Source organism: Oceanisphaera litoralis (assembly GCF_016907015.1).
In the GTDB taxonomy this organism is placed as follows: Bacteria; Pseudomonadota; Gammaproteobacteria; order Enterobacterales; family Aeromonadaceae; genus Oceanimonas; species Oceanimonas litoralis.
In genome coordinates this window covers 143,570-159,898 of the sequence record NZ_JAFBBE010000007.1, presented here as the reverse complement: position 1 = coordinate 159,898, position 16,329 = coordinate 143,570, and the positions used below count along the sequence as shown (strand labels likewise).

Annotated in this window: 17 protein-coding genes and 1 rRNA gene; 11 read left to right on the top strand and 7 right to left on the bottom strand. The window is 58.0% G+C overall.

From position 1 onward, the window contains the following. Positions 1–171 precede the first annotated feature (171 nt). A 5S ribosomal RNA gene (gene rrf, locus HNR62_RS06420) occupies positions 172–286 on the top strand. Positions 287–495: 209 nt separating this feature from the next. Further along, positions 496–1,875 (top strand): PhoH family protein, encoded by a 1,380-nt coding sequence (locus HNR62_RS06415; protein WP_204795260.1) that lies wholly within the window; start codon positions 496–498, stop codon positions 1,873–1,875. Positions 1,876–1,896: 21 nt separating this feature from the next. Here HNR62_RS06415 and thiQ read toward each other — a convergent pair whose 3' ends face one another. Genes thiQ through thiB form a run of 3 tightly spaced genes read right to left on the bottom strand, consistent with a single transcriptional unit; the run spans position 1,897 to position 5,166 of the window. Further along, positions 1,897–2,598, bottom strand: coding sequence for a thiamine ABC transporter ATP-binding protein (thiQ, locus tag HNR62_RS06410; protein ID WP_204795259.1), 702 nt, complete (start codon positions 2,596–2,598; stop codon positions 1,897–1,899). Next, positions 2,582–4,183 (bottom strand): thiamine/thiamine pyrophosphate ABC transporter permease, encoded by a 1,602-nt coding sequence (thiP, locus tag HNR62_RS06405; RefSeq protein ID WP_204795258.1) that lies wholly within the window; start codon positions 4,181–4,183, stop codon positions 2,582–2,584. The genes thiQ and thiP overlap by 17 nt, the downstream gene beginning before the upstream one ends. Further along, entirely contained in the window at positions 4,183–5,166 is a 984-nt protein-coding gene (gene thiB / locus HNR62_RS06400; RefSeq protein ID WP_420827143.1) for a thiamine ABC transporter substrate binding subunit, read from the bottom strand. The genes thiP and thiB overlap by 1 nt, the downstream gene beginning before the upstream one ends. A 200-nt stretch (positions 5,167–5,366) precedes the next feature. Here thiB and HNR62_RS06395 point away from each other — a divergent pair, with 200 nt between their 5' ends. After that, positions 5,367–5,657, top strand: a complete 291-nt coding sequence (locus HNR62_RS06395) for a PilZ domain-containing protein (RefSeq protein WP_204795257.1) — start codon at positions 5,367–5,369, stop codon at positions 5,655–5,657. A 61-nt stretch (positions 5,658–5,718) separates the two neighbouring features. Here the strand turns inward: HNR62_RS06395 and leuD are convergent, their stop codons facing one another. Genes leuD through leuA form a run of 4 tightly spaced genes read right to left on the bottom strand, consistent with a single transcriptional unit; the run spans position 5,719 to position 10,394 of the window. Next, a complete protein-coding gene (gene leuD / locus HNR62_RS06390; RefSeq protein WP_204795256.1) occupies positions 5,719–6,318 on the bottom strand; it encodes a 3-isopropylmalate dehydratase small subunit in 600 nt (199 codons plus the stop codon). A 10-nt stretch (positions 6,319–6,328) separates the two neighbouring features. Then, positions 6,329–7,726: a 3-isopropylmalate dehydratase large subunit gene (gene leuC, locus HNR62_RS06385; protein WP_204795255.1), complete on the bottom strand. Its 1,398-nt coding sequence runs from the start codon at positions 7,724–7,726 to the stop codon at positions 6,329–6,331. Then, the gene (gene leuB, locus HNR62_RS06380) at positions 7,726–8,826 is read right to left on the bottom strand and encodes a 3-isopropylmalate dehydrogenase (protein WP_204795254.1); all 1,101 of its coding nucleotides are present in this window, start codon (positions 8,824–8,826) and stop codon (positions 7,726–7,728) included. The genes leuC and leuB overlap by 1 nt, the downstream gene beginning before the upstream one ends. Before the next feature lie 2 nt (positions 8,827–8,828). After that, complete coding sequence (gene leuA / locus HNR62_RS06375) at positions 8,829–10,394, bottom strand: 2-isopropylmalate synthase (RefSeq protein WP_204795253.1); 1,566 nt, start codon at positions 10,392–10,394, stop codon at positions 8,829–8,831. Between the two features lie 842 nt (positions 10,395–11,236). On the opposite strand from leuA, the gene HNR62_RS06370 reads away from it, so the two are divergent. The 8 genes from HNR62_RS06370 (at position 11,237) to tusB (ending at position 16,310) form a co-directional block, all read left to right on the top strand. Next, positions 11,237–12,955, top strand: coding sequence for an acetolactate synthase 3 large subunit (locus tag HNR62_RS06370; protein WP_204795252.1), 1,719 nt, complete (start codon positions 11,237–11,239; stop codon positions 12,953–12,955). Beyond that, positions 12,955–13,449 carry an acetolactate synthase small subunit gene (ilvN, locus tag HNR62_RS06365; protein ID WP_204795251.1) on the top strand — a complete coding sequence of 165 codons (495 nt, stop codon included), beginning with the start codon at positions 12,955–12,957 and terminating at the stop codon, positions 13,447–13,449. Before HNR62_RS06370 ends, ilvN begins: the two co-directional genes overlap by 1 nt. 157 nt (positions 13,450–13,606) lie before the next feature. Next, positions 13,607–13,918: a DUF2845 domain-containing protein gene (locus tag HNR62_RS06360; RefSeq protein ID WP_338044079.1), complete on the top strand. Its 312-nt coding sequence runs from the start codon at positions 13,607–13,609 to the stop codon at positions 13,916–13,918. A 120-nt stretch (positions 13,919–14,038) separates the two neighbouring features. After that, positions 14,039–14,773 (top strand): helix-turn-helix transcriptional regulator, encoded by a 735-nt coding sequence (locus HNR62_RS06355; protein WP_204795250.1) that lies wholly within the window; start codon positions 14,039–14,041, stop codon positions 14,771–14,773. After that, entirely contained in the window at positions 14,770–15,153 is a 384-nt protein-coding gene (locus HNR62_RS06350) for a RidA family protein (RefSeq protein ID WP_204795249.1), read from the top strand. The genes HNR62_RS06355 and HNR62_RS06350 overlap by 4 nt, the downstream gene beginning before the upstream one ends. Positions 15,154–15,202: 49 nt before the next feature. Then, on the top strand, positions 15,203–15,604 hold the full coding sequence (tusD, locus tag HNR62_RS06345; protein ID WP_204795248.1) for a sulfurtransferase complex subunit TusD: 402 nt from the start codon (positions 15,203–15,205) through the stop codon (positions 15,602–15,604). Positions 15,605–15,631: 27 nt separating this feature from the next. Next, positions 15,632–15,988 carry a sulfurtransferase complex subunit TusC gene (gene tusC / locus HNR62_RS06340; RefSeq protein ID WP_204795247.1) on the top strand — a complete coding sequence of 119 codons (357 nt, stop codon included), beginning with the start codon at positions 15,632–15,634 and terminating at the stop codon, positions 15,986–15,988. A gap of 7 nt (positions 15,989–15,995) precedes the next feature. After that, positions 15,996–16,310, top strand: coding sequence for a sulfurtransferase complex subunit TusB (gene tusB, locus HNR62_RS06335; RefSeq protein WP_204795246.1), 315 nt, complete (start codon positions 15,996–15,998; stop codon positions 16,308–16,310). The last annotated feature ends 19 nt before the right edge of the window (positions 16,311–16,329 follow it).

The following is a 16,329-nucleotide window of genomic DNA, read 5'->3' as shown; positions in this document are numbered from 1 at the left end:
TGTAAGCGCAGCGATGTGTTGAGCTAACCTGTACTAATGACCCGTGCGGCTTAACCATACAACACCCAAGAAGTGTGAGACCTTGCGGTCAAGGCTACTTAAACATTATTTCAACAAGACATCAGTTTTCCAGCGTTTGTTAGTCAGAAGATTAACAAGCACCAGTTTATGCCTGGCGGCGATAGCGCTGTGGTCCCACCTGATCCCATGCCGAACTCAGAAGTGAAACGCAGCCGCGCCGATGATAGTGTGGCAGCTGCCATGTGAAAGTAGGTCACTGCCAGGCACCCAATTAAAAAGCCCGATACGAAAGTGTCGGGCTTTTTTTCGTATTCGAAAAAGTGAGCTGTCATTCATGTTTACCCATCAGACAAGATTGCTTGCCTGAAGTGGAAAAACGGCATAGCGTTAGGTTGTAATAAAGCTGTCATTGCACTGTGCCTTAACTGGGTGGGCAATGACCATGATAAGGGCCAAGCCCGAGGGAGCATGTCTATGGACGACAATGACCGTAAACGCTTTATTCTGGATACCAACGTACTGCTGCACGAACCCCTCTCCATTTATTCCTTCAAGGAACATAACGTCGTCATCCCCATGACGGTGCTCGAAGAGCTGGATCGCATCAAGGACCGACAAAAAGACGTCAGCCGGGATGCGCGGGTGGCCATTCGGACGCTGGAGGGGATTTTTCACGATGCAACCCCGGAGCAGATTGTAGCCGGGGTGCCTCTTGGCCTTCAGGACGATGAGGCCTCGGGCACCATCGCCATCATCACCGACCGACACCTGCCCGAAGGCTACGCGGTGTTTACCGATGACGAAGCCGATAACCGTATCATCAACACGGCCCTCTATCTGCAGAAGCATACGACGGAAGGGTTGGCGGTACTGGTTACCAAAGATATCAATATGCGGCTCAAGGCCAAAGGGGCTGGCCTGAAATATGTGGAGGACTATCGTTCCGATCAGCTGGTTGACGATATCCGCTTGTTGTCGAAGGGATTTTATCATCAGGAAAACAGCTTCTGGGACAGGGTGGGAGAATGTGACAGCGAAACCCACGGCCGGGAAGTGATCCATACGGTAGCCGACGAGTTGTTGCCGGGAGTCTACACCAATCAGTATCTGATTGATGATACCAACGACTTTGCCGGTCGCGTGCTGGATAAGGCCGAGGGCAAGGTGCGCTTTGTCGATCTGGGACGGGAGCGGATGATGGGGCGCAAGGCCTGGGGTATTCATCCCAAGAATATCTATCAGGCCATGGCACTGGATGCGCTGCTTGATCCCAAGATCGAAATGGTGATCCTGACCGGCCCTGCGGGCAGCGGAAAAACGCTACTGGCCATGGCGTCGGCACTCGAAATGATCATTGAAAAAGGGATTTACGACAAGGTGATCGTCACCCGTAATACGCCGGAAATCGCCGAAAGCATCGGCTTTCTGCCGGGCACCGAAGAAGAAAAAATGGCGCCCTGGCTGGCGGCTGTCACCGATACCCTGGAAGTGCTGCACAAGCAGGATGAATGCATGGATGGCTCACTCAGTTACATCATGGGCAAGGCCAACATCCAGTTCAAATCGGTCAACTTCATGCGGGGACGCAGCATCCAGAACACCTTCGTGCTGCTGGATGAGTGCCAGAATCTGACGGCGTCGCAACTGAAAACCATCATCACCCGCTGTGGTGAGGGCACCAAGCTGGTGTGTTCGGGTAACCTGGCCCAGATTGATTCCAACTACCTGACCCCGGTGACCTCCGGGCTGACCTATATTGTGGAGCGCTTCAAGGATTTCGAAGGCAGTGCCAACGTATACCTCAACGGCGTGGTTCGCAGCCGCCTGGCCTCCTTCGCGGAAGAAAACCTCTAAACCAGAAGGCGGGGAGCGAGATCATTGCTTTCGACCAAGATAAGCCTTTAACTCTGCAGTGCGGGGAGCTGACAGCAGCTCCCTGTTTCCACTCTCTATGATGTGCCCGTTATGAACAAAAGCAATGTTATCGGCGATTATTGCGGCCTCGTCCGGGTGGTGTGTCACCAACAGGACGGTGAGCTGCAGTTGATCGGTTTGGCTGCGCAGCAGTTCCAGCAACTCGAAGCGCAAGGCCGGATCCAGGGCGGAGAAGGGCTCATCCAGCAGTAACACCGGTTGCCGGCGTGCCAGACAACGAGCCAGTCCTACACGTTGTTGCTGACCACCGGAAAGACTCGATGGCTTGCGATTCAGCAAGGCCTCTATACCGACCTGGCCAGCCACCTGTTGTACTGTGGCCTTTTGTGCCGGCGTCAGCCGTAACGAGGGTGACAGACCGATGGCGATATTCTGGTACACCGTCATATGCCAGAACAGGTTGTTATCCTGGAACAGTGTGGTGATCGGCCGCTGGGCCGGTGTCAGTGGCAACAGCTCACGATTATCGTACAACAGCTGTCCCGAATCGATGGCGGCAAAGCCAGCAACCATGGCCAGCAGGGTGGATTTTCCGGCTCCGCTGGGGCCGATAAGGGCGGTGATTTCTCCGGCGCCGGCCGAGAGGGTAAAACACAGTTCCTGCTCCGGGTAGCGGGAGCAGAGGTTATTCAGTTGCAGCATCTTTGCCTCCCAGCACACCTTCTATCAAGCCAAATAATCCCAGACTCAGCAGCAACAACACCAGGGCGGTGGCCGCCGCATCTATCATCTGATAGTTGCCCAGCTGTTGATACAAGAGCCAGGGCAGGGTTTGCAGCGACTGGCTGCCGAACAGCGCTATGGCGCCGAGATCGCCGAGCGACAACATCATTGCCAACGCCAGTGCCAAGGCCACCGGCTTTCGCAACAGGGGCCATTCCACCAGCCTGAGCCGAGCCAACCCCTGAACGCCGAGGCTGGTACAGAGTCGGCCATATTGGCGAGATATCCGCTCCATCGGCAACTGCAGGGCGCGCAGCCCATAAGGCAATGCCATCAGGGCGTTGACCAGCAACACCAGCACCGGCCCCAGGGTAAAAATGTCGGCCACATTGCGTAGCAAAATAAACAATCCGGTCGAGAGCACCACCGCCGGCAGTACCAGGATGACGGAGCCGGTGGCTTCCATCAGGGCGGCGCTCCGTCTGCGCTGCAACTGCAGTCGCAGGTAGCGGCTGCTGCTGAGCAAGCCCAGGGTCAGCAATACCGACAGCAGTGCCGCGCAGCCGGCGATGAGCACGGAGGTGAGGGTGGCGTGCCACAGCCGGGACGAGCTCAAGGCGGCCCATAATTGAGTATTGAGACCGCTGCTAATGATGGCCAGCAAGGGGGGCAGGAACAGCCCCAGGCCCAGGCTCAGTATCAGGGTGTCCCACAGGCGAACCCCGAGACGCTGTCGATCCGGACGGATAGCCAGGCCGGTATGGGTGCGTGACTCCGGAGCCGTCCGGGTCAGTGCGTATTGCAGCAGCAGAAAACCGCTACAGAACAGCAGTTGCAGCAAGGCGAGCAGGCCCGCCAGTGGCAGATCGAAGTCGAAGCGCAAAGTCTGATAAATCGCCACTTCCAGCGTGGTGGACTTGGGCCCGCCGCCCAGGGCCATGACGGTGGCGAAACTGGTGAAGCAGAGCATGAAGATCATGCTGGCCAGGGCCGGCAGCGCGCTTCTGATCACCGGCCACTCCAGCCAGCGGAACAGTTGCCAGCCATTGAAGCCGAGCTGACTGGCGATGCGCCACTGGCTGGAGGGAATGCTTTCAATACCTTGCAACAGGATACGCGCCGCCAGCGGCATGTTGAAAAACACGTGAGCCAGGAGTATGCCGGTGAGGCCATAAAGGTAACCGACGGACTCGAATCCGAGTGTCTGTAGCAGCTGGTTCACCCAGCCCTGACGGCCATGAACGGTGACGATGCCGAATACCACCAGGATCACCGGTAGCACCAGTGACAGCCCGAACAGCCGCAACAGGAGCCCCCGACCCGGAAAATGACGGCGGGACAGGGCCTGAGCCAGCGGGATGGCCAACAGCAGGCTCAGCAGGGTGGACAACAGTGCCTGATAGAAACTGAACCAGATCACATGGTGCAGGTAGTCGTCGTGGAGCAGGCGGGACAGGCTGCTCCGGGTGCCTTGCACCAGCAGGGCCGTGATGGGCCCTGCGGTCAGCAGCAGGATAGCGAGCAGACTGAGGAAGCCCGGTATCCACCAGTATTTTCGTTGCATCAGCGGGTGACGGCACCCAGCCACTGTCGGAGCCAGCGGCTGCGGTGTGTCGCTACTTCTTCGGCGCTAAAGTCGAGTGTGTGCTCGGGGCTGATCAGGGAGTCGAATCCGGCAGGCAAGGGGGTGTCGATCACCGGGTACATCCAGTTACCGGCGGGAATATGCTGCTGAAAGGCGGGGCTGACCATGAACTGCATAAACTGTCTGGCCAGTTCCGGCTCCTTGCTGTTATTGACCATGGCCGCCACTTCCACCTGCAGGTAGTGCCCTTCTTCGAAAGCGGCTGCCTGATACTGGGTTTTCTGCTCGGCCTCGATATGGTAGGCCGGCGACGTGGTATAGGAGAGCACCAGGTCAGCCTCGTCCTTGAGGAACATCCCATAGGACTCGCTCCAGCCCTTGGTCACCGACACGGTACGTTTGGCCAGGTTCTGCCACACGGCGGGCGCCTCGTCACCATACAGCTTCTGTACCCACAGCATCAGGCCCTGGCCCGGCGTGCTGGTGCGCGGATCCTGATACAGCAGGGTCAGCTCCGGGCGTTCGAGCAGTTCGGCGAAGCTTTGCGGGGGCTGCTTTAACGTGTCGGCGTTGTAGATAAAGGCGAAATAACCGTAGTCGTAGGGCACGAAGGTGGTGTCTGTCCAGCCGCCGGGCACCCTGATGCCGTCGAGCGACTGGCCATGTTCGGCCAGCAGGCCGGTATCTTTGGCGGCCTGCAGCAGGTTGTTGTCGAGCCCCAGTATGATATCGGCCTTGTTATGACGGCCTTCCAGTCGTAATCGGTTAAGAATCGAGACACCATCATCCAGCGATACCAACTCGAGGTGACAGTCGCATTCGGCCTCAAATGCTTGTTTGATGGCGGGCCCCGGACCCCAATCGGATGCAAATGAGCTATAGGTATAAATTGTCAGGGTGGGTATTTGTGCCGCGACCTGGCTGGTAGCGAGCAGGGACAGGGCAATCAGAAACTTGTTCACAGGCCACTCCTTGTGGATGGGTAGGGCCGAGAGCTTGGATCCCTGCGCCGGCACGAGCCGGGGGTGATGTACGAGTATTATCTCGGCGGTTGGCCGCACCCCGTTTTAGAGTGCGCGCTATTGTAGGTTTATTCTTTTTGCTAAACCAGTGTCTTATCAACCGTCTCTGATAAACCAGAATCTAACAAGGAAGGTGAAGCATGATGCCTGCTTATGAGGAACAGCGTCTATTCAGTCGCATGCGACTGAATGCCAGGGTGATTCTGGCTACGACCAGGGAAAGGGTGGAAGGGATTTGTCACAACCTCAGTGCCGAGGGCGTCCTGATGGAGGTCGCCGCCGGTCAATGTGAGCAAGGACAGGAATGGCGACTGGTGCTGCCCTCTGCCGATTCGGCAGTTGAACCGCTGATTGCTACCGCCAGCGTGATCCGGGTGGATGCCGGTGAGAGAACGGATATGGTGGCGCTGGCATTGAGTGATGTGCACTGAGTCATCGCTATCAACAAGAACGCCGGCTTGCGCCGGCGTTGAAATATGACTGTCGAGACGCTTACAGCCAGCTAGGCTGCCTGGCTTCAAAGGCGTCGATCTGCTCCTGGTGTTGCAGGGTTAGGCCGATGTTGTCCAGGCCGTTGAGCAGGCAATAGCGGCGAAACTCGTCGATCTCGAACGAGAAGCAGAGCTCGCCGGCACGTACTTGCTGGGCTTCCAGATCCACCGTGATGCTGGCACCCTTGTTTGCGGTGATATAAGCAAACAGGGCGTCTACCTCGGCGTCGGTCAGCCGTACCGGTACCATGCCGTTGTTGATGGCGTTGCCGTAGAAAATATCCGCAAAGCTGGGCGCGATGACTACCTGCAGGCCGAAGTCGGCCAGAGCCCAGGGGGCGTGCTCGCGGCTGGAACCACAACCGAAATTCTCCCGTGCCAGCAGGATCACCGCCTGGTCGTAAGGGGGCTGGTTCAGCACAAACTCCGGGTTGGGTTGCTCGCCCGCATCGTCCAGAAAGCGCGAGTCGTGAAACAGGTGCTTGCCGAAGCCGGAACGGGTGACCTTCTGCAGAAACTGCTTGGGGATGATCTGATCGGTATCCACGTTGGCCGCATCCAGAGGGGCGGCAATACCGGTTAATTGCTTGAATCCGCTCATGTTATACCCCTTATAATTCCCGAATGTCGACAAAGTGGCCGAAGATGGCGGCGGCGGCGGCCATGGCCGGGCTCACCAGATGAGTGCGACCACCGCGGCCCTGACGGCCTTCGAAGTTGCGGTTGCTGGTGGCGGCACAGCGCTCGCCCGGCGCCAGCCGGTCGTTGTTCATGGCCAGACACATGGAGCAGCCAGGCAGGCGCCATTCGAAGCCGGCTTCGATAAAGATCCTGTCCAGACCTTCCGCTTCCGCCTGGGCCTTCACCTGCTGCGAGCCGGGTACCACCAGTGCCTGTACCCCGGCGGCCACCTTGCGGCCCCGGGCGATGGCGGCGGCGGCGCGCAAGTCTTCGATACGGCTGTTGGTACAGGAGCCGATAAACACCTTGTCGATCTTGACGTCGGTGAGCTTGCCACCGGCGGGAATGTCCATGTATTGCAGCGCCTTGACGGCAGACTGGCGCTCGGTGGGATCCTTGATGTCCTCCGGTTTCGGAATGGTGCCGTTGACCGGCATCACCTGGCCCGGGTTGGTGCCCCAGGTGACCTGGGGGGCGATATCGGCGCCGTCCAGTTCGACCACGGCGTCAAACTCGGCCTCGGCGTCGGACTTCAGGGTCTGCCAGTAGGCGACGGCCTGCTCCCAGTCGGCACCTTCGGGGGCGAAGGGTTTGCCCTTGAGGTAGTCGAAGGTGGTCTGATCGGGGGCAACCAGGCCGGCCTTGGCACCGAGCTCGATGGCCATGTTGCAGATGGTCATGCGGGCTTCCATTGACAGCGACTCGATGACACTGCCGCAGAACTCCACCACATAGCCGGTGCCGCCGGCATGGCCGACCTTGCCGATGATGGCCAGTACCACGTCCTTGGCGCTGATGCCCGGCTTGAGCTCGCCGTTGACCTGAATTTTCATGGTCTTGGCCCGGCCCTGTTTCAGGGTCTGGGTAGCCATCACGTGCTCCACCTCGGAGGTGCCGATCCCGAAGGCCAGGGCGCCGAAGGCGCCGTGGGTGGCGGTATGGGAGTCACCACAGACGATGGTGGTGCCGGGCAGGGTCAGGCCCAGCTCGGGACCAATCACGTGCACTATGCCCTGGTACTTGTGGTGCAGATCATAGAGCGGCACGCCGAATTCTTCGCAGTTCCTGGCCAGGGTTTCCATCTGGATGCGGGCCATCTCACCGGAAGCGGCGATATCGTTGGTTTCGGTGGACACGTTGTGGTCCATGGTGGCCCAGGTACGGTCGGGGCGACGCAGCTTGCGGCCCTTTTCACGCAGGCCGTCGAAAGCCTGAGGCGAGGTCACTTCGTGCACCAGGTGACGATCGATATAGAGCAGGGGCGTTTCGCCGGCCTGATCGCGCACCAGATGGGCATCGAATACTTTCTGATAGAGGGTGCTGGCCATTAGTTTGCTCTCCTGATACGGCTGGCGATCTGCTCACCCATTTGACTGGTGGTCTGCACCGGGTGGGCGGCGTCGGCACTGTAGAGGTCGCCACTGAAGTAACCGGCGGCCAGGGTTTCGCTCACGGCGCGCTCTATGGCCTGAGCCGCTTCTTCCTGCTGGAAGCTGTAACGCAGCATCAGGGCGGCGGACAGGATCTGGGCGATGGGATTGGCGATGCCCTGACCGGCGATATCCGGGGCGGAGCCGCCGGCGGGCTCGTAGAGGCCAAAGCCCTTGTCGTTCAGGCTGACCGAGGGCAGCAGGCCCATGGAACCGGTGATCATCGCCATTTCGTCGGAGATGATGTCGCCAAACAGATTGGAGCACAGCATGACGTCGAACTGGGACGGATCCTTGATCAGCTGCATGGTGGCGTTGTCGATATAGATGTGGTTCAGGGTCACGTCCGGGTAATCCCTGGCGACCTCGATGACCACTTCCCGCCACAGGATGGAGGCCTGCAGCACGTTGGCCTTGTCGACCGAGGTGACGATGCCGCGGCGACCGCGAGCGGCCTCGAAGGCCAGGCGGGCGATACGCTCGATCTCGAAACGGTGATAGACCTCGGTGTCGAACGCCTTCTCGTTGGCGCCGGTGCCTTCCCGCCCCTTGGGCTGGCCGAAGTAGATGCCGCCGGTCAGCTCACGCATGCAGACGATGTCGAAGCCGCGGGCGCTGATGTCGGCACGCAGAGGCGAGAAACCTTCCAGCCCCTGATAGATACGGGCCGGACGCATGTTGCAGAACAGCTTGAAATGACCGCGCAGGGGCAGCAGGGCACCACGCTCCGGTTGGTCGTTGGGGGGCAGGTTTTCCCACTTGGGGCCGCCCACCGAGCCGAACAGCACAGCGTCGGCGGCTTCACAGCCGGCCAGAGTCGCCGCCGGCAGAGGAGTGCCGTGGTTGTCGATGGCGATGCCACCCACATCATGGTGGCTCAGTTCCAGGCCGAAGCCGAACTCCGCCTGTACCTTGTCCAATACCTTGAGGGCTTCTGCCATCACCTCGGGGCCAATGCCGTCTCCGGGCAAGACGGCGACCTTGTAACTTGCACTCATACTCACACTGTCTCCATACGAATTTTCTTCTGAATTTCTTGTTTCTTTTCGGCGACCTGCTCGGCTCGCCAGATGCTGTTGATCACATGCACCAGCGCCTGGGCAGAAGACTCGACGATGTCGGTAGCCAGCCCCATACCGTGGAACTTGCGTCCCTTGTATTCGGCGACGATGTCTACCTGGCCGAGGGCATCTTTGCCTTCACCCTTGCTCTTGAGTTCATATTTGTCGATGCGGATGTCGTAACCGGTAACGCGGTTGATGCACTGGTAGACCGCATCGACCGGGCCGTTGCCGACGGCGGCTTCGTTGACGACGTCACCACCCACTTCCATCCGTACGCTGGCGGTGGACATGACGTTGCTGCCGGACTGTACGCTCAGGTACTTGAGTTTGAACTGCTCGGGCTCTTCGTGGATCTGGCTGAAGAACACCAGCGCCTCGAGATCATAGTCGAACACCTGGCCCTTGCGGTCGGCGAGGGCCAGGAAGCTGGTGTAGAGGCTGTCGAGATCATAGTCCTGCTCGGTGTAACCCATCTCGGCCATGCGATGCTTGATCACGTGACGGCCGGAGCGAGAGGTCAGGTTGAGCTGGTTCTTGGGCAGGCCTATGCTCTCGGGGGTGATGATTTCGTAGGTGTTCTTGTTCTTCAGCATCCCGTCCTGGTGAATACCGGAGGAGTGGGCGAACGCATTGGCACCGACGATGGCCTTGTTGGGCTGCACCGGCATGTTGCACAGGTTGCGAACCAGCTGGCTGGTACGATAGATTTCCTGGCTCTTGATATTGGTGTGTACCCCGAGCAAATCGCCGCGGGTTTTCATCACCATGGCTATTTCTTCGAGCGAGCAGTTACCGGCCCGTTCGCCGATGCCGTTGATGGTACATTCGATCTGGCGGGCGCCCTGCTGCACGGCGACGATGGAGTTGGCCACCGACAGGCCGAGGTCGTCATGGCAGTGCACCGAAATCACCGCCTCATGAATGTTGGGTACCCGCTCGAACAGGGTCTGAATGATGCTGCCAAACTCGCTCGGCACCGTGTAGCCTACGGTATCGGGAATGTTCACTGTGCGGGCACCGGCCTTGATCACCGCTTCCACCATGCGGCACAGGTTGTCGATGGGGGTACGGCCGGCATCTTCACAGGAAAATTCGACATCATCCGTGTAACCCCGGGCGTGCTTGACCGCGGCCACGCTCATTTCCACCACAGATTCAAAGTCCTTGCGCAGCTTGCTCTGCACATGAATGTCGGAGGTAGAGATAAAGGTATGGATGCGGAACTGATCCGCGACCCTCAGCGCCTCGGCGGCGGCATCGATGTCCGGCTTGAGCGCGCGGGACAGGGCACAGACCCGGCTGTTCTTGATGTGGCGGGCGATGGTCTGCACCGACTCGAAATCACCGGGTGATGAAATGGGGAAGCCGACTTCCATCACATCTACGCCCAGGCGCTCTAACGCATAGGCAATTTGTAATTTTTCCTTGACCGTCAGGCTGGCGGAAAGCGCCTGCTCACCGTCTCTCAAGGTAGTATCAAATATAATGACTTGGTTCGACATGTCGCTTTCCCTCTATTGGATCCTTGCCTTCCGCGACAGATATAAAAAACCCGTGCGGATGGCACGGGTTTTTAACTTGAGAATATATGGATGATGAATTCCAGCTACGCCCGACCCGTGCGCGTGAGCACCTTTGAGGTTAGTAGTAGTAGCTGAATGTGCTGATACATATCACTCATCACCGAGGAAGAATCCGTTAACAATGCTATACCAATAACGGGAAACGATGATGGTGTCAATAATGGCAATATTATCAATAGGGGGGCGCCAGCAGGCCGAGGAGGGGTTTTGGGGTCTTAATTTGGTCTATTGTATTGGTTGTTTCGTTATTGTTTGGGTTTTAATTCTGATTAATTCTCTTTTTATGGGTGTATGTAACGCTTGTGTTGGCGGTGCTTTTTTTGCAGGAAAAGCGGTAATAAGGGTGTCATCGATTCGCACGACCATGGGACCTGGTGGCTCGCTGCATGCTGCACTATCACAGGTGCCGGCTCATTCCACGGTCTGGCAGCAGGGATAGGGGTGTGGCACACACCGTGATTTGGTCTGGCTTCAGGATCGAAGCCGGCCCCGTTTCTCTGATGGCGGCCGTGCCATAAAGTGGCGAGAGCGCTGCCCCGGTGTGGTTGGACGGCGCTTTTTATAAAGCTCGTAGACAAGCGATTTAAAGCAGGTTAAGGTGATTTTTGATCCTTTTTCTGCTTATTTGTATCCTGTCAGGCAGAAGTATTTGTTTTATAAAGATAAAAAACTGATTGCTTTGTCATGTTACGGCAGCCGGCCGGGTTGCCCTGACGGCGAAAGATGGCAAAGTGAACAGAGTAGAGCCTGGAGGGCTTATCATGGAGATGTTATCAGGCGCGGAAATGGTAGTGCGGGCGCTGGAAGATCAGGGAGTCGAGCATTTATTCGGTTATCCCGGCGGTTCAGTGCTTGATATCTATGACGCCTTATTTGAAAACAGCAAGATTGAACACGTGCTGGTGCGCCACGAACAGGCCGCCGTACACATGGCCGATGGTTACAGCCGCGCCACCGGCAAGGTCGGTACCGTATTGGTGACCTCGGGCCCGGGGGCGACCAACTGCATTACCGGTATCGCCACCGCCTATATGGACTCCATTCCCATGGTTGTCCTGTCCGGTCAGGTGCCCACCTTCTATATCGGTGACGATGCCTTCCAGGAAACCGATATGATCGGTATCTCGCGGCCTATCGTGAAGCACAGCTTCCTGTGCAAGAAAGCCACGGATATCCCGGAGGCCATCAAGAAGGCCTATTACATTGCCGCCACCGGACGTCCCGGTCCCGTGGTGGTGGATCTGCCCAAAGATGTGCAGAACCCGAAAGAAAAACATCCCTATGTGTACCCCAGCTCGGTGGACATGCGTTCCTACAACCCGACCGGGGTAGGGCACAAGGGCCAGATCAAGAAGGCGATGAAAGCGCTGGCCGATGCCAAGCGGCCCGTGATGTACGTCGGTGGTGGTGCCGTCACCGCCGAAGCCAGCGCCCTGGTCATTCAGCTGGCCGAGCTGTTCAATCTGCCGGTCACCAACACCCTGATGGGGCTGGGCTCCATGCCCGGCACGCACAAGCAGTTTGTTGGTATGCTCGGTATGCATGGTACCTATGAAGCCAACAAGACCATGCATAACTCGGATCTGATCCTGGCCATCGGGGCCCGTTTCGACGATCGGGTGACCAACAACGTCGAGAAGTTCTGCCCCCATGCCACCATAGTGCATGTGGATGTGGATCCCACTTCCATCTCCAAGAATATCAAGACCCAGATTCCCATCGTCGGCTCTGCCGATACGGTGCTGGCGCAAATGCTGGAAGCCATTCGCGAGCTGGGTCTGAAAACCGATCCGCAGGCGATGAGTGACTGGTGGGAGCAAATTGAACAATGGCGCGCCCGTCAGTGTCTGCGATATGAAACCAGTGAGCAGTACATCAAGCCGCAGCAGGTCATCGAATCTGTCTATCGCATCACCAAGGGCGAGGCCATGGTCAGCTCCGATGTGGGCCAGCACCAGATGTTTGCCGCCCTCTACTATCCGTTTGACAAGCCGCGCCAGTGGATCAACTCCGGTGGTCTCGGCACCATGGGCTTCGGTCTGCCGGCTGCCATGGGCGCACAGATGGCGCGACCCGATGCGGTGTCGGTCTGCGTGACCGGTGACGGCTCCATTCAGATGAATATTCAGGAACTGTCCACCTGTATGCAATACAACATACCGGTGAAGATCATCTCCATGAACAACCACTCTCTGGGCATGGTGAAACAGTGGCAGAAGATGTTTTACGAAGGACGCGAGAGTCACTCCTATATGGACTCACTGCCCGACTTCGTCAAGCTGGCCGAAGCCTATGGCCATGTGGGCATTCGAGTCTCGGACCCGAAAGAGCTGGAGGCGGCACTGGAGAAATGCTTCTCCCTGACCGACAAGCTGGTGTTTATGGATATCGTGATCGATCCGGAAGAGCATGTGTATCCCATGCAGATCAAGACCGGAGCCATGGATGAAATGTGGTTAAGCAAAACGGAGAGAACCTGATGCGGCGTATTATATCCCTGTTGCTGGAAAACGAGTCCGGGGCGCTGAGCCGGGTCGTGGGTCTGTTTTCCCAGCGGGCGTACAACATCGAGACCCTGACGGTTGCCCCCACCGAGGATCCGACTCTGTCGCGGATGACCATCGTCACCACCGGTGATGAGCGGGTCATCGAGCAGATCACTAAACAGCTGAACAAGCTGGTGGATGTGCTCAAGGTGAGTGACCTGAGCGAAGGTGAGCATATCGAGCGGGAAATCGTGCTGGTCAAGGTGCGGGCCGATGGCGCCAACCGCGATGAAGTCAAGCGCACCGCCGATATTTTCCGTGGCCAGATAGTCGATGTGACCCCGCACCTGTATACGGTGCAGCTGGTCGGCACCAGCGACAAGCTGGATGCCTTTATTCGCAACATGAGTGACACCACGGAAGTGGTGGAAGTGGTTCGCAGCGGCGTCTGTGGTGTGTCGCGCGGCGAGAAAGCCCTGCGCGCCTGAACGCCTGTCGCTCCATGTTGAAAAACAGTGTTTAAAAACAGTGCTAAAAAAACGGCGTTGAAAAATCGCTATTGAAAAGCCGCCTGCGGGCGGTTTTTTATTACCTGGCGACCGCCTTGCTTCGAGGCGAGGGAGCTATGCTTGGAGCAGGGAGGTGATGATGCGCTACGGGTGGTTAGGGGGGCTGCTCTGGTTGTGGCTGGCGCTGGCGCCGGCCCAGGCAGACAGCATGCGTTGTAACAACCGGTTGATCACCGACGGAGATCCAGTGGCTCTCTTGCTGCTCTACTGTGGTGAACCCCTGGTGCGGGAGACGGCCTGGCGTCATTATCGCACTCGTTACGGTCGCTGGTATCAGGAGCCGGACGGAGAACGCTGGACCTATCATTTTGGTCGCTATCAGTTCATGCAAATCGTGACCATCAGACGGGGAAAAATTGTCAGCATTGAAAATGGCCCCCGGGGTTGACCGGGTCTGTGGCTTAAATACCGCTGACAGCGCGAGCGGGCTCCCGGCTGGCTTCAAAAATAGTTGACATCTGTCATCAGCAGTTGAGAATCAGAGCCAGATGTTTGGTGGGAGCCATAAATGCCAGCGGAAAGTGGGACGGCCCGTTCTCTTACAAAAAGTGCAGCCAAAAGTACCCTCTGTCAGCAAGACCGGCAGTTGCTGGATCTGTACGGCGGTCTGGTCGAAGGGCTGGCCGAGATGTTCGGCAAGCACTGTGAGGTGGTATTGCACTCGCTGGCAGATCCGGACAGCTCGGTACTCAAGGTTGTCAATGGCGGCCACAGTGGGTGTCAGGTCGGCGCACCGCTGACTGAACAGGCCCTTCGGCTGTTACCCGAGCTTGAACGACAAGAGGAGGCGCAAGGGCAGACCCGTTTTACCCAGAGCCGACTCGGCACCCCGATGAAATCCTCGACTCAGGCTTTGCGCAATCTGCGCGGAGACGTCATCGGCCTCTTGTGCATCAACCTGCATTTGGGTGCCCCTTTCCATGAATTGATGGCCGACTTCCTGCCCAGGGTCGCGGAGCGGGCCGAAGTCTCGCCGGAAAACTTCAACAACAACGTCGAGGAGCTGGTGACCCTGACCGTGGAGCGGACCATAGACGCCATCAATGCCGATCCGGATGTGGCCAACAATGCCAAGAACAAGCAAATTGTTACCACCCTGTATGAAAAGGGGATTTTCGACATCAAGGATGCCATCGCCATGGTGTCGAACAAGCTCAACATATCCAAACACACGGTTTATCTTTATATTCGACAAAAAAAACGCGAAGACGAAGAACCATCGCATCATCAGGAGAACCCATGACTAAGACAATCATCGCCACCGACCAGGCTCCCGCCGCCATCGGTCCTTATGTTCAGGCTACCCGCATCGGCAATATGGTGTATACCTCCGGCCAGATCCCGCTCGATCCTGTGAGTATGGATGTGGTTGAAGGCGGCATCGAAGCCCAGACCAAACAGGTCATGGACAATTTGCTGGCAGTACTGGCCGAAGCCGGTGCCGATGCGTCCAGCGTGCTCAAGACCACCTGCTTTCTGTCCGACATGAACAACTTCCTCGCCTTCAACGAAGTCTATGCCAGCTACTTCACCCTGGGTGCACCGGCGCGTTCCTGTGTGGAAGTGGCCCGTCTGCCCAAAGACGTGCTGGTAGAAGTGGAAGCGGTTGCCTACGTCGAATAAGTCTTGCCCGGGGCGGCCCTCGGTTGCCCCATTTTGTCCGGATCCCGTCATGAAATCAGCTTCCCTGCGCTTTGCGCTCCTGGTCACAGGCCCCTGTTACGGCACCCAGTCGTCGGCGGACGCCTATCGGTTTGCCCGCGCCCTGTTGCAGAAGGGCCATGTGATCAGTCAGATTTTCTTCTACCAGGAAGGGGTACACAACGCCAACCTGCTGGTGCAGCCGGCCGGCGATGAAACGCATCTGCAGCAGGCCTGGGTCAATCTGGCCCTTGAGCATGAGTTGGCGCTGGATGTCTGTGTGGCGGCGGCGCTGCGTCGAGGAGTCAGCGACAGGGACTCTGCCGCCCAGGCCGGGCTGGCGCAGTGGAATCTGGCTCCCCCCTTCATCTTGAGCGGGCTGGGTTCGCTGGCGCAGGCGGCGCTGAGCGCCGACCGGGTGGTACAGTTTTAATGGTCATACTTTGATGGACGGTGGTTTATGAACAGGGTCGCCTTTATTTTCAGAACGCCGCCCCATGGTTCGGCTTCCGGCCGGGAAGGGCTGGACGCCGTGTTGGCCACCTCGGCCCTGAGTGAAGACATCGGCGTCTTCTTTATCGACGACGGTGTTTACCAGCTGCTGTTCGGGCAGGAGCCGTCTCTGGTGCTGGGGCGCAACCATGCCCCCACCTTCGGCCTGCTTGAACTGTATGATGTAGATAATGTCTATATCAGTGCAGAGGCACTGGCCGAGCGGGGCCTGCCGGCGGAACGGCTGGCCATCGAGGCGGCGGTGCTGTCACAGCATGAGCTGCAGCAACGGCTGGCGGATTACAATGTACGGCTGAGTTTCTGAGGACGTCATGCTACATACGGTAAAGCACTCTCCTTTCGGTCATCAGAGTCTGGTGCAGGCGCTGGGGCAGTTGCAGGAACAGGATCGGCTTCTGCTCTGGCAGGACGCGGTGATTGCCGCAACCGTACCCGTCTGGCAGACACGGTTACAGGCGCTGGCCGACAGCGGCCGCCTCTATGTGATGCAGGAAGACCTGCAGGCGCGGGGGCTGTCTCATGATGCGGGTGAGCCCATGACAGGTGAGCCCATAACAGGTGAGCCCATAACAATGGAAGGCCTGGTCGATCTGGTGGTAGAACTGGGCGGTTCTCAGGCCTGGTGATGAATTTTGCACAAATCAT